23 protein-coding genes are annotated in these 21861 nt (G+C 74.0%); 7 read left to right on the plus strand and 16 right to left on the minus strand.

The features are described from left to right. Positions 1 to 229, plus strand: a 229-nt coding sequence (locus AC6EXY_RS26580) for a hypothetical protein (protein ID WP_499818399.1), incomplete at its 5' end; no start/stop codon positions are given. A gap of 582 nt (positions 230 to 811) precedes the next feature. Here the strand turns inward: AC6EXY_RS26580 and AC6EXY_RS26585 are convergent. Next, positions 812 to 1531, minus strand: coding sequence for an HNH endonuclease family protein (locus AC6EXY_RS26585; RefSeq protein WP_499818400.1), 720 nt, complete (start codon positions 1529 to 1531; stop codon positions 812 to 814). A gap of 298 nt (positions 1532 to 1829) precedes the next feature. Between AC6EXY_RS26585 and AC6EXY_RS26590 the strand changes: the two genes are divergently transcribed. Beyond that, positions 1830 to 2531, plus strand: a complete 702-nt coding sequence (locus tag AC6EXY_RS26590; RefSeq protein ID WP_101835427.1) for a TetR/AcrR family transcriptional regulator — start codon at positions 1830 to 1832, stop codon at positions 2529 to 2531. Between the two features lie 21 nt (positions 2532 to 2552). Here AC6EXY_RS26590 and AC6EXY_RS26595 read toward each other — a convergent pair whose 3' ends face one another. Next, a complete protein-coding gene (locus AC6EXY_RS26595) occupies positions 2553 to 4697 on the minus strand; it encodes a protein kinase domain-containing protein (protein WP_101835436.1) in 2145 nt (714 codons plus the stop codon). 295 nt (positions 4698 to 4992) lie between these two features. Between AC6EXY_RS26595 and AC6EXY_RS26600 the strand changes: the two genes are divergently transcribed. Next, positions 4993 to 5205: a hypothetical protein gene (locus AC6EXY_RS26600; protein WP_101835425.1), complete on the plus strand. Its 213-nt coding sequence runs from the start codon at positions 4993 to 4995 to the stop codon at positions 5203 to 5205. A gap of 18 nt (positions 5206 to 5223) precedes the next feature. Here the strand turns inward: AC6EXY_RS26600 and AC6EXY_RS26605 are convergent, their stop codons facing one another. After that, on the minus strand, positions 5224 to 5619 hold the full coding sequence (locus tag AC6EXY_RS26605) for a cold-shock protein (protein WP_101835423.1): 396 nt from the start codon (positions 5617 to 5619) through the stop codon (positions 5224 to 5226). A 227-nt stretch (positions 5620 to 5846) separates the two neighbouring features. On the opposite strand from AC6EXY_RS26605, the gene AC6EXY_RS26610 reads away from it, so the two are divergent. Continuing rightward, positions 5847 to 6092, plus strand: coding sequence for a hypothetical protein (locus tag AC6EXY_RS26610; RefSeq protein WP_101835421.1), 246 nt, complete (start codon positions 5847 to 5849; stop codon positions 6090 to 6092). 139 nt (positions 6093 to 6231) lie between these two features. Here the strand turns inward: AC6EXY_RS26610 and AC6EXY_RS26615 are convergent, their stop codons facing one another. Further along, a complete protein-coding gene (locus tag AC6EXY_RS26615) occupies positions 6232 to 6864 on the minus strand; it encodes an HAD family hydrolase (protein WP_101835419.1) in 633 nt (210 codons plus the stop codon). A gap of 211 nt (positions 6865 to 7075) precedes the next feature. On the opposite strand from AC6EXY_RS26615, the gene purS reads away from it, so the two are divergent. Then, positions 7076 to 7348, plus strand: a complete 273-nt coding sequence (purS, locus tag AC6EXY_RS26620; RefSeq protein WP_101835417.1) for a phosphoribosylformylglycinamidine synthase subunit PurS — start codon at positions 7076 to 7078, stop codon at positions 7346 to 7348. A gap of 10 nt (positions 7349 to 7358) precedes the next feature. On the opposite strand, the gene AC6EXY_RS26625 is transcribed toward purS, so the two are convergent. The 5 genes from AC6EXY_RS26625 to AC6EXY_RS26645 all read right to left on the minus strand — a co-directional run bounded on the left by AC6EXY_RS26625 (position 7359) and on the right by AC6EXY_RS26645 (position 12514). Continuing rightward, a complete protein-coding gene (locus AC6EXY_RS26625; RefSeq protein ID WP_101835415.1) occupies positions 7359 to 7709 on the minus strand; it encodes a rhodanese-like domain-containing protein in 351 nt (116 codons plus the stop codon). Between the two features lie 16 nt (positions 7710 to 7725). Beyond that, on the minus strand, positions 7726 to 8604 hold the full coding sequence (locus AC6EXY_RS26630) for an Fpg/Nei family DNA glycosylase (protein WP_101835413.1): 879 nt from the start codon (positions 8602 to 8604) through the stop codon (positions 7726 to 7728). Between the two features lie 122 nt (positions 8605 to 8726). Continuing rightward, positions 8727 to 9599: a 1,4-dihydroxy-6-naphtoate synthase gene (locus tag AC6EXY_RS26635; protein WP_243408069.1), complete on the minus strand. Its 873-nt coding sequence runs from the start codon at positions 9597 to 9599 to the stop codon at positions 8727 to 8729. Positions 9600 to 9625: 26 nt separating this feature from the next. Further along, positions 9626 to 10585: a futalosine hydrolase gene (gene mqnB / locus AC6EXY_RS26640; protein ID WP_101835412.1), complete on the minus strand. Its 960-nt coding sequence runs from the start codon at positions 10583 to 10585 to the stop codon at positions 9626 to 9628. Positions 10586 to 10924: 339 nt separating this feature from the next. Beyond that, positions 10925 to 12514, minus strand: coding sequence for an MFS transporter (locus AC6EXY_RS26645; RefSeq protein WP_101835410.1), 1590 nt, complete (start codon positions 12512 to 12514; stop codon positions 10925 to 10927). 201 nt (positions 12515 to 12715) lie between these two features. Here AC6EXY_RS26645 and AC6EXY_RS26650 point away from each other — a divergent pair, with 201 nt between their 5' ends. Further along, positions 12716 to 13627 carry a DUF3027 domain-containing protein gene (locus AC6EXY_RS26650; RefSeq protein ID WP_101835434.1) on the plus strand — a complete coding sequence of 304 codons (912 nt, stop codon included), beginning with the start codon at positions 12716 to 12718 and terminating at the stop codon, positions 13625 to 13627. A gap of 267 nt (positions 13628 to 13894) precedes the next feature. Here AC6EXY_RS26650 and purL read toward each other — a convergent pair whose 3' ends face one another. From purL to AC6EXY_RS26680, 6 genes are all read right to left on the minus strand, one after another. Then, on the minus strand, positions 13895 to 16195 hold the full coding sequence (gene purL / locus AC6EXY_RS26655; protein ID WP_101835408.1) for a phosphoribosylformylglycinamidine synthase subunit PurL: 2301 nt from the start codon (positions 16193 to 16195) through the stop codon (positions 13895 to 13897). Between the two features lie 163 nt (positions 16196 to 16358). After that, positions 16359 to 17306 (minus strand): ABC transporter substrate-binding protein, encoded by a 948-nt coding sequence (locus tag AC6EXY_RS26660; protein WP_101835432.1) that lies wholly within the window; start codon positions 17304 to 17306, stop codon positions 16359 to 16361. Between the two features lie 372 nt (positions 17307 to 17678). Continuing rightward, positions 17679 to 18086 (minus strand): type II toxin-antitoxin system VapC family toxin, encoded by a 408-nt coding sequence (locus AC6EXY_RS26665; protein WP_101835406.1) that lies wholly within the window; start codon positions 18084 to 18086, stop codon positions 17679 to 17681. Next, entirely contained in the window at positions 18083 to 18328 is a 246-nt protein-coding gene (locus tag AC6EXY_RS26670) for an AbrB/MazE/SpoVT family DNA-binding domain-containing protein (RefSeq protein ID WP_101835404.1), read from the minus strand. Before AC6EXY_RS26670 ends, AC6EXY_RS26665 begins: the two co-directional genes overlap by 4 nt. A gap of 85 nt (positions 18329 to 18413) precedes the next feature. Continuing rightward, positions 18414 to 19091, minus strand: coding sequence for an ABC transporter permease (locus tag AC6EXY_RS26675; protein ID WP_101835402.1), 678 nt, complete (start codon positions 19089 to 19091; stop codon positions 18414 to 18416). Continuing rightward, positions 19088 to 19939: an ABC transporter permease gene (locus tag AC6EXY_RS26680; protein WP_101835400.1), complete on the minus strand. Its 852-nt coding sequence runs from the start codon at positions 19937 to 19939 to the stop codon at positions 19088 to 19090. The genes AC6EXY_RS26675 and AC6EXY_RS26680 overlap by 4 nt, the downstream gene beginning before the upstream one ends. A 35-nt stretch (positions 19940 to 19974) precedes the next feature. Here AC6EXY_RS26680 and AC6EXY_RS26685 point away from each other — a divergent pair, with 35 nt between their 5' ends. Then, positions 19975 to 21120, plus strand: coding sequence for an ABC transporter ATP-binding protein (locus AC6EXY_RS26685; RefSeq protein ID WP_279354719.1), 1146 nt, complete (start codon positions 19975 to 19977; stop codon positions 21118 to 21120). Here the strand turns inward: AC6EXY_RS26685 and purQ are convergent. Next, positions 21097 to 21807, minus strand: coding sequence for a phosphoribosylformylglycinamidine synthase subunit PurQ (purQ, locus tag AC6EXY_RS26690; RefSeq protein WP_423748165.1), 711 nt, complete (start codon positions 21805 to 21807; stop codon positions 21097 to 21099). The two genes, AC6EXY_RS26685 and purQ, sit on opposite strands and share 24 nt — an antisense overlap. Between the last annotated feature and the right edge of the window lie 54 nt (positions 21808 to 21861).

The following is a 21861-nucleotide window of genomic DNA, read 5'->3' on the forward strand; positions in this document are numbered from 1 at the left end:
CTTCGGGCTCGCCTTCGGCTTCGGGCTCGCCTTCGGCTTCGGGCTCGCCTTCGGCTTCGGGCTCGCCTTCGGCTTCGGGCTCGCCTTCGGCTTCGGGCTCGCCTTCGGCTTCGGGCTCGCCTTCGGCCCCGAGCCCAGCTTCGGGCCTGGGCTTGCCTTCGGCTTCGGGCCGGGGTCGGCTTGGGGGGTGGGGGTCAGCTTGGGGGTGGCCGCCGGAGGTGTCAGATGAGTGACGACCTGCGCCAGCCCGAAGGACTGGTGGGGTTGTGGCCTGGGTCGCTTATGGGTGATCTTTGTGGCCGCCTTGCGAGGGCGTCTTCAACCTCTCGTCAGCATGGCGCGGCCGTTCGTTGCCTGCGCCGACTTGGTGCCGCGGGTGGACGTCTGTCGCTGAGCCGGTATCCACGGCCTCGGTGAAGGGCGTTGCCACGGAGGGTTGAGCGGTTATGTGCCGTGCGTGGGAAAAGGTTGTTCTGAGTCGTTGTTTAGGGACGAAACGGGCGCCGCACCCTGCGGAACGAAGCAGTTTCCCCTCAGCCCCGCAACGCCGGCGAGCGACCTCACGCACAGCGACCTGGCGCGCGAATCGATGATCACCGATGGTGTCTGCCTCGACCGGAAGGCCGAGCATGGGGCGGACTTCCCGTGGGTGGGAAGCGTGTGCGGGGGACGGCGGCACCGTGTCGCGAACTCAGCGCTTCCTGTCCGATCTGTCCCCCAGTTCGCGATACGGACCGGCGTGACGTTGCCACAAGGCTGCCACGATCCGCTGCGGGACGGCGACCGCGGAGATCACGATCCCATGCGCGGGCTACTGGGCGGGGGCCAGGCCGAGGGGGGGTTGGGTGGGGCATTTCTGCAGGATCTGGCGCATGGCGGTGGCCTCGGCCGCCACCACCCACAGGTGGTAGCGGGACTTGAGTCCGATCTGGCGGGCGATGTAGGGGCACTGGGCACCGGGGCTCGGTGGAAGCCACTCGGAGGCGTCCTGGTCGCTCTTACGCTGGTTGGTGGGGCCGTCGACAGCCAGCAGGTTCTCCGGGTCGTTCGCGAACTGCAGGCGCTGGGCGTCGGTCCAGTCCAACGCGCCGGTTCGCCAGGCGTCCGCCAGCGGGACGACGTGGTCGATCTGCACCGCCGAGGCGTTGCGGGAGCGGTCGAAGCGGATGATCCGCGTCGTGTATGGGTCGGTGAGCTGGCCGGTCAGCACGGTGCAGTGGTCCGACCTGCGTAGCGTCGTGCTCCGCATGTCCCGGGTCAGGATGTCGTTGCGGGTGTCGCAGCCGTTGTGGTCGACATCCGACCAGGGCGTTCCGAAGGCGTCGCGCCTGTACTTCGGCGAGTTGTCCTCGACGCGGACGGGCAGCGTCGCGAGCAGCGCCAGGGCCGTCCCCGAACCGCCGGACGAGCCCGCTGTCAGTCCCGTTTCCGCCCCGGCCCCCGCCTCGCCGCCGGCGTTGCCCGAGCCCGCCTGGTCGCCGAGGCTGTCGCAGCCCGTCAGCGTCAGGCTCAGCGCCAGCAGTACCAGCATCGCGGCAAACCCGATGGCGCCCACCGGCCTGCCGCGGCCCGATCCACCGCTCGTACCCACGACCGCGCCTCGCGCCTGACGCCTGCCTCGCACCTGACCCCTGCCCTGGTGATCCGCTACTGCCCTGGTGATCCGCTACCGGCGGGCGACCACGCAGCCGACCCGCCCTGTGCCCCTTCGGGCAAACAGTCACGTTAGCGGCCTGTCATGCGTCTTGTGCTGCGGGCACGCTGGCACGGAGGATGATTTGCCGCGAAACATCGGACTGTAGCGGCACAATCCCCTACAGTGTGCTCCCATGTTTGGATCCGCCAGCGCCCAGGCCGGTGCGATCGCCACCGACATCGCCCCGGCGGTGTCGGCGCGGCCGCTGCGGCGGGACGCGGAACTCAACCGCGCCCGCATCCTCGAGGCCGCGCGGGAGCTGTTCGTCGAACGTGGGGTCGACGTCGGCGTGGAGGAGATCGCCCGCCGCGCCGGGGTCGGGATGGGCACCCTGTACCGGCGTTTCTCCAACAAGGACGCGCTGGTCGAGGCGATCCTGCTGGCCGCGGCGGACGGCATCCGGGACCTGGCGGTGGAGGTCGCCGCGGCGGAGCCGCCCGAGCGTGCCCTGCGGGTCTACCTGTCCCGGGTCCTGCTGGCCGATCCCTGCCATCGGCTGTTCCTGACACCGCGGATGTGGCAGGGCGCCGCTGGGCGGGCGCTGGTCGCCGAGGTGCTCCCGCTGGTGGCGGAGATGCTGCGGTCGGCGCAGCGGGCCGGCTCCGTGCGCGCCGACGTGGTGGTCGCGGACCTGCTCGTCCTGATGTGGTCCCTGCGTACGGTGACGGAGTTCACCGAGACGGTGGCGCCGGGTTCGTGGTGGCGGTCCCTGGAGATCGCGCTGGCGGGCTTCCGGCCGGATGACCGCAACGGCGAGCTGCCGGCACCATCCGCGGCGTTCGCCGCCCTGGCGGAGGACACGGCGGCCCGGGAGGGACCGGCGCCGATCGGCTGAGGCCGGGGCGCGGCGGCGGGGTCAGCGGACGGAGATCTTCACCCCGGGGCTCTGAGGGCTCTCGTGCAGCTCGAGGACCTGGGGCACGGCGTCCTGGGGAACGTCGAAGACCAGGGTGCCCTGTTTCGTGTCCCCGGGGTCGATCGCGTCCCACAGGTCCTCGTGCCGTTTGAAACGGGCCAGGAAGTTCGCCTCGTGTCGCTCGCCGCGGTTGTCCCACAGCAGCTGGGCCGTGTTGTCCAGGGCGACGCTCGTGCCGCTGGTGTTGCGCACCGTCACGCGAGCCTGGCAGAACCGCCCGTTCGCCCGCAGCGCCAGCAGGCCGTCGCCGATCTGGGTCGCCGAGCAGTCGAGACCGGCCACGACGAACTGCAGCCCGCCGTCGGTCACCGTGCTGCCGAAGCCCGCCATGGTGCTGGGTTGCGCGGAGCCCGGGGCGGTCGTCGACGCCGCGCCGGTGCCGCCGGACTGCGAGCCGGCGTGCTGGCCGTCGTCGCCCCGGTCCGGCAGGAGGACGACGATCGCGATGCCGATGATCGCTGCCAGCAGGACTCCGGCGATCAGGGCGAGCTGTCGGCGGTCCGGTCCGCGGCGCGCCGGCGCCGGCTGCGCGTAGGGCGGATACCCGGCACCCGTCGCGCCACCGGGGACCGGCCCCGGACCGGGCATTGGTAGCGGTCCGGTCCCCGGGGCGCCCTGGCCCCCCGGGGCGATCCACGGTCCGGCCGCGCCGCGGGGGCGTCCTCCCGGCGGCCCGGCGTCCCGGGGCCCGGCCGGGCTCGGTACGCCGGTCGGCCCGCGCGCGCCGAGCGGTCCCGGACCCGCCGTCGCCGGGCGCCCCGCGTAGGGCGCCTGACCAGGCCCGCCGACGGGAGCACCCCGACCACCGGTCGGATCGACGCCCGGCGGATAGGGCACGCCGCGGGGACGCGCCGCGCCCGGAGGGGCACCCGCCGCGGCGCCGCCGGGGCCCAAGGCCGTGCGGCCGGGTCCCAGAGTGGTGCCGCCCGGGCCGCGGTTGCCTCCTGGCCCGAGGGTGCTCCCCGCGCCGAGCGTGGTGCCAGGCCCGAGGGCGGCACCCGGGCCCATCGGGGCGCCGCCCGGCGGACCGGGGCGGGCCATGCCGGGCGAGCGGCCCGGTGGGCCGGCCTGCTCGGGCCGGGCGGGGGGAACGGCGCCGCCGTTCCACGGCGGGCGGCGCGCCGGTGCCGAGGTGGCCGGGCCGATCCGGGTCGGCGCGGGGCGGGGCACCTCTCCGGTGCGGCTGAGCAGCTCCTCGACCTGGCCGATCGCCGGGCCGTGGGAGCCGCCGCCGCGGGCCGGCGGCTGGGCGATGAGCCGCAGCAGCAGCTCCCGGGCGCTCGGCCGGTCGTCGGGGTGTTTCGCGAGGGCGGCGCTCACCAGGCTGACCAGCGGTTCGCGCAGGCCACCCAGATCAGGCGGGGCCCCGACGATGCGCATGCCGAGATCGATGTCCGAGCCGTCGCCGAACGGGTGCCGGCCGGTGCCGGCGTAGGCGATGAGGATGCCCCAGGCGAACACGTCCGCCTCCGGGCCGATCGGCTGGCCGTGGACCTGCTCGGGCGCCATCCAGCCCGCGGAGCCGAAACCCCAGGCCGTCGGTTTGGCCTTCGCGCCGTCGAGGGCCTGGGCGATGCCGAAGTCGATCACCCGGGGGCCGGACAGCGACAACATCACGTTGCTGGGCTTGAGGTCGCGGTGGACGAGCCCGGCGCTGTGGATGGCGGTCAGCGCCGTCGCCACGCCGACGGCGAGGCCCGTCAGCGTCGACGAGGCGAGCGGCCCCTGGTCGACCTGCTCGTCCAGCCGGACCCCGTCGATGAACTCGGTGACCAGGTAGGGCGCGGGTGCGTTGGGGTCGGCGTCGAGGACCTCGGCGGTGCAGAAGGGGGCGACCCGGCGCGCGGCCTCGACCTCGGCCCGGAACCTGCGCCGGAACTCCTCGTCGGCCGCCAGGTCAGGCCGGATGACCTTGACGGCGACCCGTCGGTCGGCGGCGTTACGAGCGAGATAGACGGTGCCCATCCCACCCACGCCCAGGCGGCTGATCAGGGTGTAGGGGCCGATGGACCGCGGCTCGTGGGGGTTGAGCGGGTCGCCCGGCTCGCGGCGGCGGGGAGTACGGCCCGCGGCGTCGTCGACCATGGTCAGCACCGTACGGTTGTGATCACGATCGCTGCCCACTGCTCGTCACACGAATGCCTCTCAGCTCCTGATCTGACCCAGGGTCCTGCCGCCGCCGTCACCGTCCATGCCGACGTTCCGCGCTGTCTCTGTCGTTCGCAGTCTGCCGCACGATCGGTGCTGCCCGGCACGCGCGGGCACCTCGGCGGGCGCTTGGGTCGGCAGAACGACAATGTGTTGCGGTCGCGGGTCACCTGCGGTCCGAAATGGGGCATCGTAGGTGGATGGACGTGGGCGGCGTGGGCGCGGAGTCCGAATGCTCCACGGCGGGCGCGGCGGTGGGCGGTTGACCGGCGACGACGGCGTCGGCGCCCGGCGGGTCGACGGCCCGTGGCTGCTGTGTCCATGGTGTGACGGGCCGGTCCCCCTGACCCACCTCGTCGCCTCGGACGACGAGCCAGGCGCGCAGGTGGCCGTGTGCACCGGCTGCGGCCGCCGGGTGAGCTTCCTGCCGCCGACACCGCCGTGAGCGCCGGCTCCCGGGCGCCTACGCCTCCAGCTCATTCGCCACGGCATGCACGACCTTGGCGACCCGCTGCGCGATGCGCCGGTCCGGGTAGCGCCCGCGGCGCAGGTCACGCTGTACGTCGTCCAGCACCTTGATCATGTCCTCGACCATGCTGTGCAGCTCGTCCGGGCTGCGCCGGGCCGCCTGTGCGGCCGCCTTGGAGACGGACGGCGGCGCGGACAGCAGCCGGACCGACAACGCCTGGTCCCCCCGCCGACCGGCGGCGACGCCGAACTCCACCCGGTCGCCGGGCTTGAGCCGGTCGACACCGGGCGGAAGCGCGGCCTTGTGCACGAAGACATCGCCGCCGTCGTCACGGCTGAGAAAGCCGAAGCCCTTGTCGACGTCGAACCACTTGACTTTGCCGGTGGGCACGGGCGACCTCGTTCTGAGTAACGACAGGACAACGCGACGAAAGCGCGGGGAATCCCAGGCTATCCGCCGACCGCACCACGCGTGGGCCTTCGGTAGCGATCGGCTGTCGGACAGACCTCGCCCGTGACCGTCGCCGCGCCCGTGTTATCGCCGCGAGACCGCGGGCATGCCTGGTCCTGACCCTGGGCCGGGCATCCGGCCCCTCCCCGATGACAGGAGGCGAACCGATGGCGATTCCCGAGCACGACGACGTGCGTATCCCGGAGGACTTCCGTACCCGGGACGACCTCGAAGCGGCCGAGCGCGGCCGGGCCCGGGACGAGGCGGTGCTCGGCGCCGACAGCGGCCCGGACGACCCGCGGGCGCGTCGAGCCGCCGACGGGCTCACCGTCAGCGAGCGTGACGCGGCGAGCTACCGCGAGCACGTGGAACGAGGCGCCAACCAGCAGGGCGAGGGCGCCCCGATCGTCTGAGCACCGCAGCCCGAGGCGGGCGCGGGCGGCGGCCCGCGGCGGTGACCATCGCCGCCGGTGACCATCGCCGCCGGTGACCGCCGGCGTCAGCGGTGTCGCCGTCAGCGGTTGTCGTCGCCGGTGGTCGTCATCGACGTGGTCAGCGGCGCCGCGCCGCCTCGGCGGCCAGCCACGGCGGGAACTGGTGGAGATCGGCGAGCACGATGGCCGCGCCGGCGGCGCGCAGCTCGTCCGCCGCGTGCGGGCCGGTGGCGACGCCGACGGCGAGGGCGCCGCCGTGGCGTGCCCCGAGCATGTCGCCGGCGTGGTCGCCGACGAACACGTCGACCTGGTGCGCGAGCACGGAGACGCCCTTGGTGTCGGCGAACCGGTCGCCCTCGATCACGTCGGCGTGGATGCCGATGTGCCGCAGGCTCGCCCGGGCGAGCGCGGTGGCCTTGGCGGTCACGACGACCACCCGCCCGGACAGGGCACGAACGGCGGCGACCGCCTCGGTGGCGCCGGGCATCGGTGCGGAGGCGGGCAGCGCGTGCACCGCGTACAGCTGGCGGTAGCGGGCCGCGGCGGCGGGCACGTCGGCGGCCGGGAACCAGTTGGCGAGTTCCGTCTCCAGCGGCGGACCGAGCCGGGAGACGACGAGCTCGGCGTCGACCGCCACGCCGGTCTCGGCGGACAGCGCGGCGAGGCTCGCCCGGATGCCGTCGCGCGCGTCCAACAGGGTCAGGTCGAGGTCGAAGCCGATCACCGGGGACGCCGCGCGCCAGGACACCACCGTCCGAGCCTAGGCGCCGGCGCAGGGAGCCGGTGGGCGGTCGGCAATAGTTCCGCGCGGCACCGCGGTGGTGTCCGCCGCACTGGCCGCCGCCGCGGGCAGCATGGCCACGACCGCGAGCCCGCCGTGAGACCGACCGCTGTGAGACCGACCGCCGCGCCGGCCGGGAAAGCGCACCCGCCGGGCCGCCGGGCCGGTAGTGTCCGCGGATGTGACCAGGGTTGTGGTGGATGTGATGCTCAAGCCGGAGATCCTCGACCCCCAGGGGCAGGCCGTGCTCAGCGCGCTGCCCCGGCTCGGGGTGAGCGGGATCGTCGGCGTCCGCCAGGGCAAGCGGTTCGAGCTGGAGCTGGCGGACGGCGTCGAGGCCGATGGCGCGGTCCTCGCGCGGGTGGAGCACCTCGCCGCGACGCTGCTGGCGAACCCGGTGATCGAGGACTATCAGGTGCGGGTCGAGGAGCCGGCGGCAGAGGCCGCCGGCTGACCGGCACCGGTCACAGGACGGTGGGGGCGCTGCCGGCCTCGCTGATCATCGGTCGGCCGCGGGCCGCCCAGGCCACCATCCCGTCGGTCAGGTTGCGAACCTGCCAGCCACCCTGCGCGAGGTAGGTGGTGACGGCCGCGGAGCGGCGCCCGGATCGGCACACGACCACGACGTCCTGCTCGCGGGGAACCTCGTCGAGCCGGGCGGCGAGCTCGCCCATGGGGATGTGCAGCGCGCCGGCGATGTGACCGGCGGACCACTCGTCGGGCTCGCGGACGTCCACAAGCAGGGGTGCGCCGGCCGCGGACAGGTCGGCAGGCAGGTCGTCGACGTTGACGGCCGGGATCTGGTCAGAACTCACGCCACCATCCTGCCACCTACTTGAGCAGTCGGGACAGTCTGCGGTCGGCGAGGGGGCGCCCGCCGGTCTGGCAGGTCGGGCAGTACTGCAGCGACCGGTCGGCGAACGACACCTCGCGGATCGTGTCGCCGCAGCGCGGGCAGGGCAGCCCGGTTCGGCCGTGCACGGACAGGTTGGCCTTCTTCTCCGCCTTCAGCTCGCCCGCGCCAAGACCGCGCGCCGTGTCGCGGGCCTCGGTGAGCACACCGACGAGCCCCTCGTGCAGCGTCGCCACCTCCGCGGGGCCCAGGCCGCCGGCCGGCCGGAACGGGGACAGGTGCGCCGCCCACAGCGCCTCGTCGGAGTAGGCGTTGCCGACGCCCGCGATCCGCGACTGGTCGGTGAGCACCCCCTTGAGCTGGCCTCGGCCCGCCGCCGTGAGGATCTCCGCCAGTGCTGCCACCGTGAACTCGGGGGCGAACGGGTCGACGCCGAGCCGGGCGATCCCCGGCACCTCCGCCGGCTCGCGGACCAGGTAGACGGCCAGCCGCTTCTGGGTGCCGGCCTCGGTGAGGTCGAAGCCGCCGCGGTCGTCGAACACCACCCGCAGCGCGAGCGGACCGCGGCCCGGCCGGGCCGGCGCGGAGGGCTGGGTCTCCCGCCAGCGCAGCCAGCCGGCGCGGGCCAGGTGGGTGACGAGGTCGATCCGTTCCCCGTCCGGGGTGGCGAACACGAGGTCGAGGAACTTGCCGTGCCGTTCCACCGCGGCCAGCGTGGCCCCGCGCAGCGCCGACGGCGGCGGGTCGAACGTCTTCAGGGCACTGACGGCGACGGGTTCGACCCGCTCGACGACCCGGCCGAGCGCCGTGTCACGCAGGAAGGCGGCGAGCGCGTCGACCTCCGGCAGCTCCGGCATGACCGCAGTGTCGCAGCTCAGATGCCCTGGCGCCTACCGCCAGGACCGCGGGTCCCGCCAGCGACCCGGGACGCCGCCGAGACACGGACCTCGCCGCCGCGCGCCGCCCGCGGGTGGTCGGGTCAGCGCAGGGGCTGGGCGAGGCGGGGGACGAGGTCGGCGTCGGCGGCCTGGGTAAGCAGCGTCTCGATGGCGGAGAAGCCCTCGTCACCGAGGTCGAGGCTGAACTCGTTCACGTACAGCTTGATGTGCGCGTCGACGACGTCCGGTGCCAGCTCCTGGGAGTGGGCGAGGACGTAGTCGGCGCTGGCGGCCGGATCCGCGAACGCGGCGGCGACGCTGGCCCGCACCGCGGCGGACAGCGCGGCGCCGTCCAGCTCGCGACGGGCGAGGATCGCGCCGAGCGGGATCGGCAGCGAGGTCCGTGCCTCCCACCAGTCGCCGAGGTCCGCGAGCGCGGTCAGGCCGTACGACGGGTAGGTGAAGCGCGACTCGTGGATGACCAGGCCGGCGTCGTACCGCCCGTCGCGGACCGCCGGCATGATCTTTTCGAACGGCAGCACGTCGATGCTCGCGACGCCCTGGTCGACCGCCCACAGGCGGAAGAGCAGGTAGGCGGTGGTGCGGGTGCCGGGGATGGCGACGCGGGCGCCGCGCAGGTCGGCGCGCCCGGCGGTGAGCACCAGCGGGCCGCAGCCCCGGCCGAGCGCGCCGCCGGCGGTGAGCAGCTGGTAGTCGGCGAGCAGCCACGGCAGCGCGGCGTAGGACACCTTGACGAGGTCGTCGCGCCGCTGCGCGGCCCGCCCGTTGAGCACGTCGATGTCGGCGAAGGTGACCTCGACGGCGGGCGCGCCCGGTACCAGCCCGTGCGCGAGGGCGTGGAAGGCGAACGTGTCGTTGGGGCAGGGGGAGATCGCCAGCGACAGCGCGCCCCAGCCCGCGGCCGCCGTCGTCTCCGCCGCGTCGCCCGCGTCGCCTGCCTGGTGTCCGCTCATCCGTGCCCCTTCCCGGGCCGTGTCGGTCAGTGCGCGCCTCCGCTGCCGTTCACGGTGGCGCCGCCGCCGGAGGACGCCACCGGCTCGGCGGCGACGAGACCCTCGGGGTGGGCGACCAGCGCCGCCGCGGCGGTGCGCAGGCTCGCGAGCGCCGCCGGCAGGTTCCAGCCGGCCCGGTCCCGACGGCCCACCGGGTTGCTGACGGCCCGGATCTCCGCGGCGGCCACGCCGAACGCCCGCGCGGCCAGGGCCACGGAGTATCCCTCCATCGCCTCGGCGACCGGATCGAGCCACTCGGTGAGCGCGGCGGCCCGCCGCTCGGTCCCGGTCACGGTCGACACGCTGGCCACGGTACCCGTGACGATGCGCCGGCCGGTCGCCTCGAGCACCGTCCCCAGCCGGGACACCAGCTCCGGCTCGGGGCGGGCGGTGGACGAGCCGAGCCCCAGGTCATCGAGGGTGAGGAAGGCGGCGTCGGCCACGGGCCGGCCGTCGCCCGCGCGGTGGGTCGGCGCGCCGCCGCTGTGGAAGCCGAGGTTGCGGTCCATCTCGCTGACGCGGCCGACGGGCTGCGGCGGCTCCTCGTCGAGGCCGGACTCGGCGCCCAGGTCCGCGGCGATCATCCGATCGGCGATGACGAGGTCGCCGATCTCCGCCCAGCCGCGGAAGCCACCGGCGACACCCATGGTGAGTACCAGGTCGAACGGCTGGCCGGCCGCGTTCGCCACGGTCAGCGCCGTCGCGGCGCCGGCGGCGGCGGCGGGGCCGCCGGTGCCGGCGGCGAGGACCGTGACTGGCCCGCGCCGCCGGCCCACATACGGGCCGAGCGTGGAGGTGGTGAGCAGCTGGCGGTCCCAGTCCGGGGACACCAGGTTGCCGGGTCCGGCCGGCAGCCGGGTCCGGCCTCGGGACCAGCTGCCCATCAACCCCGCGCACACCGCGTCCGCCTCCGCGGTCACCGCGGTGACGATCAGGGTGCGGCTCACGACCGGGTCCGGATCATCGTGTGGAGTGTCCTCCTCGGCCGTCCTGCGCTGATAGTCGTGCTGCGCTGTCGGTCGATCTGCCCGAATGCCACCGCGCCGGACGGCCAGGTAACGGCACGGGGTTTTCTATGTGGTGCAAATCGGACTAGTTGCCGGACCATAGCATCACGGGCGACGCTGCGTGGCGCCGATGGCGGTGCGCGGCCCCCCGTGCGCGTTGCGTGGGCTGCACACGGGACAACGGGGGTACTCGCGTTGATATGCCCGCAAGGCCCAGCCCACAGGTGTCGGACCGGCGCGCGCCACGCCCGGAGGTTACCGCCGCCGACCCTGCCCGGCTCAGCCCCGGTGTCGCCGGCCCAGTCCGCGGCGCCCGCGGGGCGCGCCCGGCAGTGTGGCGTCTGGCCCGGCGGCCTCGGGCACGGTCCGCCCCGGCGGCGTCGGTTGAGCCGGGGGCGCCGGGTCCTCGAGGGTCGCCGGGACGGCCTCGGGTGCGGCCCGCCACGGCTGGGAGGGCGGCATCGGGCTGGCGACGGCGACCGCGGGATCACTCCACACCGCCGGCATGGCGGCCTGCCCGACGAGCGGGTATCCGCTCTGGCCGGCCGGCGGTCCCTGCTGCCAGTCGGGCGCGGCGGCCTGCGCAGGGGTGTGGGCGCGCACCCGGGCGGCCAGCCGGGCCCGGCGCAGGGAGCCGGCCTGGAGGAACAGGGTGGCGCACACGGCGGCCGCCGCCAGCGCGAATCCCACTGTCCCGGGCATCTCGACGAGCCCGATCGCGCCGCCGGCGACCCACGCGAGCTGCAGCGCCGTCTCGGACCGCGCGAACGCCGAGTTACGGGTCGCCTCGGGGATGTCGCGCTGGACGATCGCGTCCAGCGCCAGCTTGCCCATCGACCCGGCCATGCTGGCCAGCAGCGCCGCGACCAGCGAGGTGAGCCGGGTGTAGGTGACGGCGGCCCCCAGGCAGCCGCCGGCGGCCATCACCAGGGCGAGCATGAGGATGCCCTCCGGCCGGCGCCGGCCGAGCCGCCCGCCGATGAACACCCCAAGCCCGCTGCCGACGCCCGCCGCGACCGCCAGACCACCGAGCCACAGGTTGTTGCCACCCTTGGTGCGCAACAGGAACGCCAGGTAGAAGGTGAGGAAACCGACAAGACCCCGCAGGACGAGGGTGGCCCGCAGCGCGAGCGGCAGCGCTCCGAGCGCCCCCCGCAGCCGGGCGCGCAGGCCCGGCCGGCCATCGCCGGCGACCGCGGCGCGCAGCGGCAGCTCACCGGCGGCCGAGTCGACGTGCCCCGGCAGGTTGAAGGCCAGCAGCACGCCGGCCATGTAGACGACCGCGCACAGCCGCAGCACCCATGGATAGCCGACGAAGGGGGCGTTCGCGATCCCCAGCCCCACCGGCGCCATGATCGCCCCAGCGATGATGTTCACCAGGGAGATACGCGAGTTGACCTTGACGAGGGTGATCTCGGGCGGCGCGACCCGCGGCGTCACCGCGCTGCGGGCGACGCCGAAGCCGCGGGAGAGCACCAACAGGCCAAGTGCCAGCGGGTAGACGGCCAGCCCGTCCAGCGCCCCGGCGAGCTGCCAGGCGAGCAGGCCGCGACCCAGGCACAGCGCGGCGAGCGCGGTGCGCCGCCCGTGCGCGACCCGGTCCAGCAGCGGCCCGATGACCGGCGCCAGCAGCGCGAACGGCACCATCGTGATGAGCAGGTAGAGCGCGACCTTCGACCGGGCCTCGGCGGAGGGCACCGAGAAGAACAGCGAGCCGGCGAGGGCCACGGTGACGAGCGCGTCACCGGCGGCGTTGACGAAGGACAGTTCGGTGAGCGAGGACAGCCCGGTCCGGCCGGAGTCGTCGCCGCGCACGCGTGACCGCAGGCCGCGCAGGTTGCCCGAGATGGCTCTGCCCACGTTCACCATGCCGAGTGTCCTCGTCCCTGGCCTCGCTGTCCCTGGCCTGCGCTGTCCCTGGCCTGCGCTGTCTCTGGCCTGTGCTCCTGCGACCACGTCGGGCGGTGCGGGTGTCCGTGGGAGAGAATACGTTGCGTGGATGCTCCAGAGCTTCGTTCCGCCACGACCGAGCTGCCCCGGGAGGAGGCGGCCGACACCTCGCCGGCCGACATGTCGCCGGGGGAGGCCTCGGCCGTGGGCGTGATGCCGGCCACGCGGTCGCGGGCCGGCCGGACGGTCCGGGAACCGGTGGCCGACCCAACCTGCGCCGCCGCGGTGGACTTGGCGCGGGCGGCCGCGATCGTCGAAGCCGGGGACGAGGCGGCGGTTGGTGAGCATCTCGGCTGCGACGCCGAGGGCGACCGCATAGTGCTGCACCGGTTCGCCTGCCGATCCGCGTCCTACCCGGGCTGGACGTGGACGGTCGTGGTGACGCGCGCCTCGCGGGTGCGCAAGGTCACGGTCGATGATGTGGTGCTCATGCCGGGTGACGGGGCGTTGCTGGCCCCGGCCTGGGTTCCGTGGTCGGAGCGGCTGCGGCCGGGTGACGTCGGCGTCGGCGATCTGCTGCCGACGGCGATCGACGATCCGCGCCTCACGTTGCGGGCGGAGGATGTCGAGGAGCTCGTCGACACCGACAACTTCGTCGAGCTCGGGCTCGGCCGGCCCCGGGTGCTGTCCGCCGCCGGCCGGGAGGAAGCCGTCGAACGCTGGTACGCGGGTGACGCGGGGCCGTCCGCCTCGATCGCCAAGGTCGCGCCGGCGTCCTGCCTGACCTGCGGTTTCCATGTGCGTCTCGCCGGTGCGCTGGGCCGGTTGTTCGGGGTCTGCGCCAACGAGCTCGCCCCCGACGACGGCCGGGTCACCGCCATCGACCATGGCTGCGGCGCGCACTCGGAGGCGCTGGTGGCGCCGTCGGCCCACCCGGAGTCGGTGGTGTTCGACGAGGACCCGTCCGACCTCGAGCCGACGGACGTCGAGCTGGTCGCGGTGACGGCCCATCCGCCGGGCTCGGTGTCCGACACCGAGCCCGACGAGCAGTCCGCCGACGCCATCGGTCCGGAGCCCTACGGCCACTCCTGAATCACCCCCGCCCCGCGCCGCCGCCGCCCCGCCGACCGCCCGGCGAGGCGGCAAGGCGTCAGCGTCGACCAGAAGGCCGAGGACGGGGCGGACTTCCCGTGGAGGGGAAGTGTGCGCGGCGGACGGCGGCGCCGTGTCGCGAACACGGCGTGTCGTGTCGGGTTTGTCCCCCAGTTCGCGACACGGGCCGCAGTGAAACTGCCATCACGCTGCCACGGCCCGCCGCGCGACGCGACAACCAGGAAGATCGCAACCCGAGACGGCGACCTAGCGGACCTGGCCGAACAGGGCGGGCAGGGTGCCCTCGTGCGCGGTGCGCAGCTCGGCGAGGCCGACGTCGAACGCGCCCGCGACGTCGAGCGTGTCGCCGTCGACGGATCCGATCCGCCGCCACGGCAGCCCGCGGGCCGTGCACAGGTCGACGAACCGCGCCTCCTCGGCGGGGGGCACGGCGACGACCGCGCGCCCCGCGGACTCGCTGAACAGCTCGACGAACAGGTCGTCCGACCCGGTGCCCAGCTCGATCCGCGCGCCCTGGCCGCCGCGCAGGCAGGACTCCACCAGCGCCTGCGCGAGGCCGCCGTCGGACAGGTCATGCGCCGCGCGCAGCATCCCCTCGCGGGAGCCGGCGACGAGGATCTCGCCAAGCAGCTGCTCACGGGCGAGGTCGACCGCCGGCGGCGTCCCACCGAGGTGACGGTGGGTCACCCAGGCCCATTCCGAGCCGCCGAACTCGTCGGCGGTCTCGCCGAGCAGGATCAGCGTGTCGCCCGCGGTGCTGAAACCGATCGGGGTGCGCCGGGCGACGTCGTCGAACAGGCCGAGCACGCCAATGACCGGCGTCGGGTGGATCGGCGTGGCGCCGGTCTGGTTGTAGAACGAGACGTTGCCGCCGGTGACCGGCAGGCCGAGGCGCCGGCAGCCGTCGGCGAGCCCCGCGCAGGCCTCGGCGAACTGCCACATCACCTCCGGGTCCTCGGGGGAGCCGAAGTTCAGGCAGTTGGTGACGGCGATCGGGACGGCGCCGGCGGCGCTGACGTTGCGGCACGCCTCGGCGAGTGCCAGCTGCGCGCCGGCGAACGGGTCAAGACGGGCGTAGCGGCCGTTGCCGTCGGTGGCCAGCGCGATCCCGAGGCCGGTGGACTCCGACAGCCGCAGGACGCCCGCGTCCTCCGGCTGGGCGAGCACCGTGTTCGCCTGGACGTACCGGTCGTACTGGTCGGTGACCCAGGCCCGGGAGCACAGGTTCGGCGACGCGACCATCCGCAGCAGCGTCTCGCGCAGCTCGGTGCCGGTGGCCGGGCGGGCCAACCGGGCGGCGCTCGGCGTGTCGGCCCGGACGAGGTCGAGGTCGGCGGGGCGGCGCAGCGGGCGCTCGTAGACGGGTCCGTCGTCGGCCAGGGAGCCGGGCGGCACGTCCACGACCACCTCGCCGTGCCAGCGCACGACGAGCCGGCCGGTGTCGGTGACCGTGCCGATCCGGGTCGCGAGCACCCCCCAGCGCTCGGCGAGCGCGAGCACCTCGGGCAGCACGGCCGGGGTGACGATCGCGAGCATCCGCTCCTGCGACTCGCTGGCCAGCACCTCCGGCGCGCTCATCGACGCCTCGCGCAGCGGGACGAGGTCGAGGTCGACGTCCATGCCGCCGGGCTGGCCGGTGGCGAGGCCGGCGGCCGTGGTCTCGGTGAGAGCGCAGGTCAGGCCGGCGCCGCCGAGGTCCTGGATGCCGGTGACGAGGCCGCGGTCGAACAGCTCCAGGCAGCTCTCGATGAGGATCTTCTCGGTGAACGGGTCGCCGACCTGCACCGACGGGCGCCGCGCCGGGCCGCCGCCCTCGTCGAAGGTGGCCGACGCCAGCACCGACACCCCGCCGATGCCGTCCCGCCCGGTCTTCGCGCCGAGCAGGACCACCGCGTTGCCGACCCCGGTCGCCGCGGACGTCTGCACCCGCCCGACCGGCATCACCCCGACGCACAGCGCGTTGACCAGTGGATTTCCGGCGTAGGTGGGGTCGAAGACGACCTCGCCGCCGATGTTCGGCAGACCGAGGCAGTTGCCGTAGCCGCCGACGCCGGCGACGATCCCGGGCAGCGTCCGCGCCGTGTCGGGCGCGTCCGCGTCACCGAAGCGCAGCGGGTCGAGCACGGCGATCGGCCGCGCGCCCATCGTCAGGATGTCGCGGACGATGCCGCCGACGCCGGTGGCGGCGCCCTGGTAGGGCTCGACGAAGCTCGGGTGGTTGTGCGACTCGATCTTGAAGGTGACGGCCAGGCCCTCGCCGACGTCGACGACGCCCGCGTTCTCGCCCATGCCGACCAGCAGCCGGTCAGTGGACGGCGTGTCCCGGAACTGCCGCAGATGGACCTTGGAGGACTTGTAGGAGCAGTGCTCGCTCCACATCACCGAGTACATCGCGAGCTCGGCGTCGCTGGGGCGGCGGCCGAGGGTGGCGACGATCCGGGCGTACTCGTCGTCGGTCAGGCCCAGTTCGCGGTAGGGCTGCTCGGCGGGGCCGGTGCCCACCGTCGTCTCGGGGGTGGCCGCCGGGGCGGTCGGGTTGCCGGTCACCCCCCCATCCTCGCGGATTTCGCCAGCGTGTGGCCCCGGTGCCCGGATCGGCGGCGCGCGCGTGGCGTAGGCCACGCCTGCGCGCTGCCGACGCCGGCCCGTCCACCGCGCCGGTCCGGCCCGCCTCGCCGCTGCCGCGAGGCGGGCCGGACCCGGCGCCGGCTCAGCTCAGCAGGCCCTTGTCCTTGAGGAAGTCCTTCGCGACGTCGGCCGGCTTCTGGCGCTGCGCGTCGACCTTCTTGTTGAGCTGGGCCAGGTCGGCGGTGGTCAGCGCCGGGGCCAGCGCGTTCAGCGCGGCGGAGACCTTCGGCGTGAGCGACTTCGTGGTCACGATCGGCACGAGGTTGTCGGCGTTCTGGAGCTTCTTGTCGTCGGTCAGGGCCACGAGGTCGTAGTCGGTGACGGTGGCGTCGGTGGTGAGGACGAGACCGAGCTGGGCGGTGCCGTCCTTGACCGCGGCCTTCGTCTGCGGGGTGTCCACGCCGGTCCGCACGATCTCACTGACCTTGATGCCGTACGTCTTCTCCAGCCCCGGCTGGCAGAAGGGCCGGGTGGCGCACTCCGGACCGGCGGCGAGCTTCACGGTGAGCCCGCTGCGCCCCAGGTCGGACAGCGTCCGCAGGTGGTGCTGCGCGGCGAAGGACCTGCTCACCGCGAAGGCGTTCTGGTCGACCGCGGCGGCGGGCTCCAGCACGCTCAGGCCGAGGCCCTCGGCGAGCGGGCGCAGCGCGGCCAGCGACTTCTGCAGGTCGGGTGAGGAGACCGAGGCCGCCTGCGCGCCGTGGACCTTGGAGTTGAGCAGGTCGGCGTAGGTCGCGACATACTGCGGCATCGCGTCGACCGTGCCGTCCTCGAGCGACGACTGGGCCAGTTCCGTCTGCTGCACCGACGTCCGCTCGACCTTGTAGCCGGCCTTCTCCAGCACGGCCGCGTACATCTCCGCGAGGATCTTGCTCTCGGTGAAGCCGGCGTCGGCCACGGTGAGCGTGCCCGCCGACTGCGCCGAGCCGCCGCCGCTGCCGCCGCCGTTCCCGCTGGCCCCGCTGGTGTCGGAACCGCACGCGGCCGCTCCCAGCACGACCGCGAGCAGCGCCGCGAGGCCCGCCACCAGCGCGCGCGGCCGGCGCCGCCCGCCCGTCGACCCTGCCCACCGACGCCCCTGGGGACGCCGCCCCACCACCTGGCGTCGCCCTGGCCGCGACGCCGGCCGCGGATCACTCGGTGCTGCTGCGTCCCTCACGATGACCCCACTGTCTCTCGTCGGCTGAACCCGCCTGCTCCGCGGATGCGCACCGGCGCGCCACCGCGCTCTCCGGCTGTCCCACCCTCGCACCCTGATCCGACAACTTTCGGACGTGCCGGACAGCCTGACCACACCCCGACGCCCCCGCAACCGAAAAAGGCACAAAACACAGCGCCAAGGTCGACATTCCGGCGAGGTGGCGGGACGACGCGCGGCGCTGGAACGAGCGGGCTGGCCTGGTCAGAGATCGAGGTGCCGCACGGTGGCGCCGACCGCTTCGTAGGTCGCGGTGGCGCGTCGATCGAGGCTGAGCAACGTGACGTCATGCTCGGCGGCGGTGAAGGCGATCAGCGCGTCGTAGGCCTGTCCGCCCAGGATCGGACCCGTCGCGACAGTGGCCAGCAGTTCCTGATAGCCGGTCTCCGACAGGGCCAGATATGGCTCGGTGAAGCGTTCGGTGAGGAAGGTGTGCACGATCGATGGCTGCGCACGGTGTGGTGGTGGCAGCCGCGTCAGGACGGAGTACGACTCGATGGCGGCGTGCGCGATCAGGCGAGGCCGGTCGGACATCGCCTTCATGGCGAGGGTGTGATGCGCATGCCAACTGGCGAAGGCGGCCACCACCACACTGGTGTCGAGGGCGTTCACCGCCTGGTTCGCTCCAGCGTCTCGCGTACCAGATCGGCCGTCAGGATCGGCATCTCGATGTCCGCGACCGCTGCCAGCCCGTCACCGTCGTCGACCAACCTCATCGGCGTGGGGGCTGGGACGATCTCCAACCTGCCGTCCCTTTCCGTGATCTCCAGCGGCTGGCCGGGGAGGAGACTCAGGGCATCACGCAGTGCCTTGGGGACGACGATCCGACCGGCGGCGTCGATGGCAGTCCGCATGCCAGAAAAATACCATCCCCGCTTCCGTTCGGCCAGGATCCGGTGATGGGGCAGACGCCGTCGGTGACCGATGTGGGTCGCCTGGTCAGCGGGGGCAGGAGGCGGGCCGGGCGGCGGCGGGGAGCAGGCGGGACAGGGCGATCAGAGCGCCCTCGACGAGCAGGGCGAGGGCGGCGACCAGGATGGCGCCACCGACGACCTGGTCGCGGTGGTTGTTGGCCAGGCCGTCGACGACGAAGCGGCCGAGGCCACCACCGCCGATCAGGGCGGCGATCGTCGCCGTGGCGACCACCTGCACCGCCGCGAGCCGCAGGCCGAGCAGGATCATCGGCAGCGCCAGCGGAAGTTCCACCCGCCGCAGGACCTGGACGCCGGACATGCCCATCCCACGGGCGGCCTCCTTCGCGCCCGGATCGACCTCGCGCATCCCGATGTAGCTGTTGGTCACCAGCGGGGCGATCGCGAACAGGGTGAGGGCGACGACCGTGGTGGTGTCGCCGATGCCGAGGGGGCCGATCGCCAGCAGCACCAGGACGGCGAACGTCGGCACCGCCCGCCCCGCGTTCGAGATGTTGATCGCGAGCGTGCCGCCGCGACCCACATGCCCGAGCCCGATGCCCACCGGCAGCGCCACGGCGCACGCGATGCCCACCGAGGCTCCGGTGAGCATCAGATGCTGCCCCAGCCGGGTGGCGATGCCCTCGCCGCCGCGCCAGCTCGCGCCGGTCGTCAGCCAGTCGAACGCGCTGGTCAGCGTGCTCACGCCGTCGTCCCCTCCGTCTTTGCCGCAACCGTTCGCGCCGAGACGGACTGCTCTGCGGCGGCGTGCGTGGCGACCGCCCACTCCGTGGCGGCCTGCTCCCGCGTGGCGGCCTGCTCCCGCGTGGCGGCCTGCTCCCGCGTGGCGGGCCCGCCGCGTCCGCGCCGTCCGCCTCGCCGGCCGTGACGCCAGGGGGTGACCAGCCACTGCAGGGCGACGAGCAGCAGGTCGGCGACCACGGCGAGCGCCACGCAGAGCACCGAGGACGTGAGCACCTCGGCCTTGAACGTGCTGGTCAGGCCGTCGTAGATGAGGTTGCCGAGGCCGCCGTGGCCGATCATCGCCCCCACGGTGACGAGCGCGATCGTCGAGACCGTGGCCAGCCGGATGGCGGCGATGATCGCCGGGAGGGCGAGCGGGAGCTCGACCCTCAGTAGCAGTCGGACCGGGCCGTAGCCCATCCCGCGGGCGGCGTCGCGGGCGCTGGCGGGCACCGCGTCGAGACCGGCGAGCAGGCCGCGGAACAGGATGACCAGCGTGTATGTGACCAACCCGATGCGCACCGTCGTGGCCGACAGGCCCGTCACCGGCAGCAGCAGGGCGAAGAACGCCAGCGACGGCACCGTGTAGAGCACGCTGGCCAGCCCGCCGATCCAGGGCACGGTGAAGCGCCAGCGCCGGGCGAGCAGCACCAGCGGGATGGCGATCGCGAGGCCGATCAGCACCGCGCTCACGGTCAGCCCGATGTGCTCGCGCAGCGCCGCGGTCAGCTCGTCCGACCTGGTCTCGACGTAGTCTCCGCAGATCCAGGCATTCCGTTCGAGACAGTTGCCTGACGCGACGATGGCCACCGAAGCACGGTAACCGGTGAGAGGACGCACCGCCCATGACCGCGCAGACCACGCAACCGCCCGCTCCGGCGTCCGCGGATCCGATGATCTCGCTGGTCGGGGTCGGCAAGCGGTACCCGGACGGCACGGTCGCGGTGGCCGACCTGTCCTTCGACGTGCCGGCGGGCGAGCTGCTGTGCCTGGTGGGGCCGTCCGGGTGCGGCAAGACCACGACGATGAAGATGATCAATAGGCTGGTCGAGCCGACCAGCGGTCGCATCCTCGTCGACGGCGAGGACGTCGCCCACACCGACCCGACGCGGCTGCGCCGGCGGATCGGTTATGTCATCCAGCAGATCGGCCTGTTCCCGCATCTGACGGTGCGCGCGAACGTCGCGACCGTGCCGAGGCTGCTCGGCTGGGACCGGGCGCGTATCCGGGCCCGGGTGGCGGAGATGCTGGAACTGGTCGGGCTCGATCCGGCGGCGATGGGCGGTCGCTACCCGCACGAGCTGTCCGGCGGGCAGCAGCAGCGGGTCGGCGTCGCCCGGGCGCTCGCCGCCGATCCCCCGGTGCTGCTCATGGACGAGCCGTTCTCCGCGATCGACCCGGTCGCCCGCGACCGGCTGCAGGGGGAGTTCCGCCGGTTGCAGCGGGAGATCCGCAAGACCGTGGTGTTCGTCACCCACGACCTGGACGAGGCGATCCGGCTCGGCGACCGGATCGCGGTGTTCCGCCAGGGTGGCCGGCTGGAGCAGATCGACCCGCCGGCCCGGGTCCTCGGTCGCCCGGCCACCGACTTCGTCGCCGACTTCACCGGGGCTGACCGGGCCCTGCGGCGACTGTCCGTGACACCACTGCGCCGCGACGACCTGGCCCCGCCCCGCCAGGCCGGCCCGGTCGGCGGCGCTACGGACCTGGCTGGGAAATCCGGGACCCAGGCGGGGACGGCGGTCGCCAGCGACGCCGCGGCGACCGGTGCGGTCCGGTCCGCGCCGGTGCCGGTCCAGGTGGGGGCGTCGTTGCGGGAGGCGCTGTCGGCGCTGCTCGCGCAGGACGGGGAGGCGATCGACGTCTACGCGGGCGACATGCCGGCGGGCGTGCTGACCCCGGCGGCGCTGCACGCGGCGCTGCGCCGCTCCGTAGCCGCGGACACCGCTGGGGCGGGGGCCGGCGTTTCAGGCGCGGGTGAGCAGGCCTGAGAGCACGGAGGTGAACATCGGCAGGCCGTCGAGCCCCGCGCCGACCAGGCCGTCCACGGCGTGCTCGGGGTGGGGCATCAGGCCGACGACCGTCCGGCGCGCGTCGCACACCCCGGCGATGTCGTCCGCGGAGCCGTTCGGGTTGCCACCGAGGTATCGGGCGATGACCCGGTCCTCGCCGAGGAGCTCGGCGAGCAGATCGGGTCCGGCGACATACCGGCCCTCGCCGTGCTTCACCGGGATGACGATCTCCTGACCAGCGGTGTAGTCACGGGTCCAGGCCGTGCTCGCGGTCTCGATCCGCAGCCGCTGGTCACGGCAGACGAAGTGGAGCCCGACGTTGCGGGTCAGCGCCCCCGGCAACAGGCCGGCCTCACACAGCACCTGGAAGCCGTTGCAGATGCCCAGCGTGGGAAGACCGTCGGCGGCGGCGGCCACCAGGGCGGCGACCATCGGGGAGAACCGGGCGATCGCGCCGGCGCGCAGGTAGTCGCCGTAGGAGAAGCCGCCCGGGAGGATCACCGCGTCGACGCCGGCGAGGTCGTCGTCGTCGTGCCAGAGGGCGACGGGCTCGGCACCGGCGGCGCGGACCGCGAGCGCCGCGTCACGATCGTCGAGGGATCCGGGGAAGGTCACGACGCCAATCCGGGGAACCGACCCGGTCAGATCGTCACTCACGGCACTCAACTTCCGGCACCCCACCCACCGTCCGGCACCCGTCGGGTGCGCGACCTGCCCGTC

The sequence above is a fragment of the Frankia sp. RB5 genome, from assembly GCF_059816245.1.

Coding starts and splice junctions, on each gene's coding strand:
- AC6EXY_RS26685 (WP_279354719.1), top strand. CDS start 19,975: ATGACCGCGCAGACCACGCAACCGCCCGCTCCGGCGTCCGCGGATCCG.
- AC6EXY_RS26590 (WP_101835427.1), top strand. CDS start 1,830: ATGTTTGGATCCGCCAGCGCCCAGGCCGGTGCGATCGCCACCGACATC.
- AC6EXY_RS26600 (WP_101835425.1), top strand. CDS start 4,993: ATGCTCCACGGCGGGCGCGGCGGTGGGCGGTTGACCGGCGACGACGGC.
- AC6EXY_RS26630 (WP_101835413.1), bottom strand. CDS start 8,604: ATGCCGGAGCTGCCGGAGGTCGACGCGCTCGCCGCCTTCCTGCGTGAC.
- AC6EXY_RS26595 (WP_101835436.1), bottom strand. CDS start 4,697: ATGGTCGACGACGCCGCGGGCCGTACTCCCCGCCGCCGCGAGCCGGGC.
- AC6EXY_RS26635 (WP_243408069.1), bottom strand. CDS start 9,599: ATGAGCGGACACCAGGCAGGCGACGCGGGCGACGCGGCGGAGACGACG.
- AC6EXY_RS26650 (WP_101835434.1), top strand. CDS start 12,716: ATGTCGCCGGGGGAGGCCTCGGCCGTGGGCGTGATGCCGGCCACGCGG.
- AC6EXY_RS26585 (WP_499818400.1), bottom strand. CDS start 1,531: ATGCTGGTACTGCTGGCGCTGAGCCTGACGCTGACGGGCTGCGACAGC.
- AC6EXY_RS26610 (WP_101835421.1), top strand. CDS start 5,847: ATGGCGATTCCCGAGCACGACGACGTGCGTATCCCGGAGGACTTCCGT.
- AC6EXY_RS26645 (WP_101835410.1), bottom strand. CDS start 12,514: ATGGTGAACGTGGGCAGAGCCATCTCGGGCAACCTGCGCGGCCTGCGG.
- AC6EXY_RS26670 (WP_101835404.1), bottom strand. CDS start 18,328: ATGCGGACTGCCATCGACGCCGCCGGTCGGATCGTCGTCCCCAAGGCA.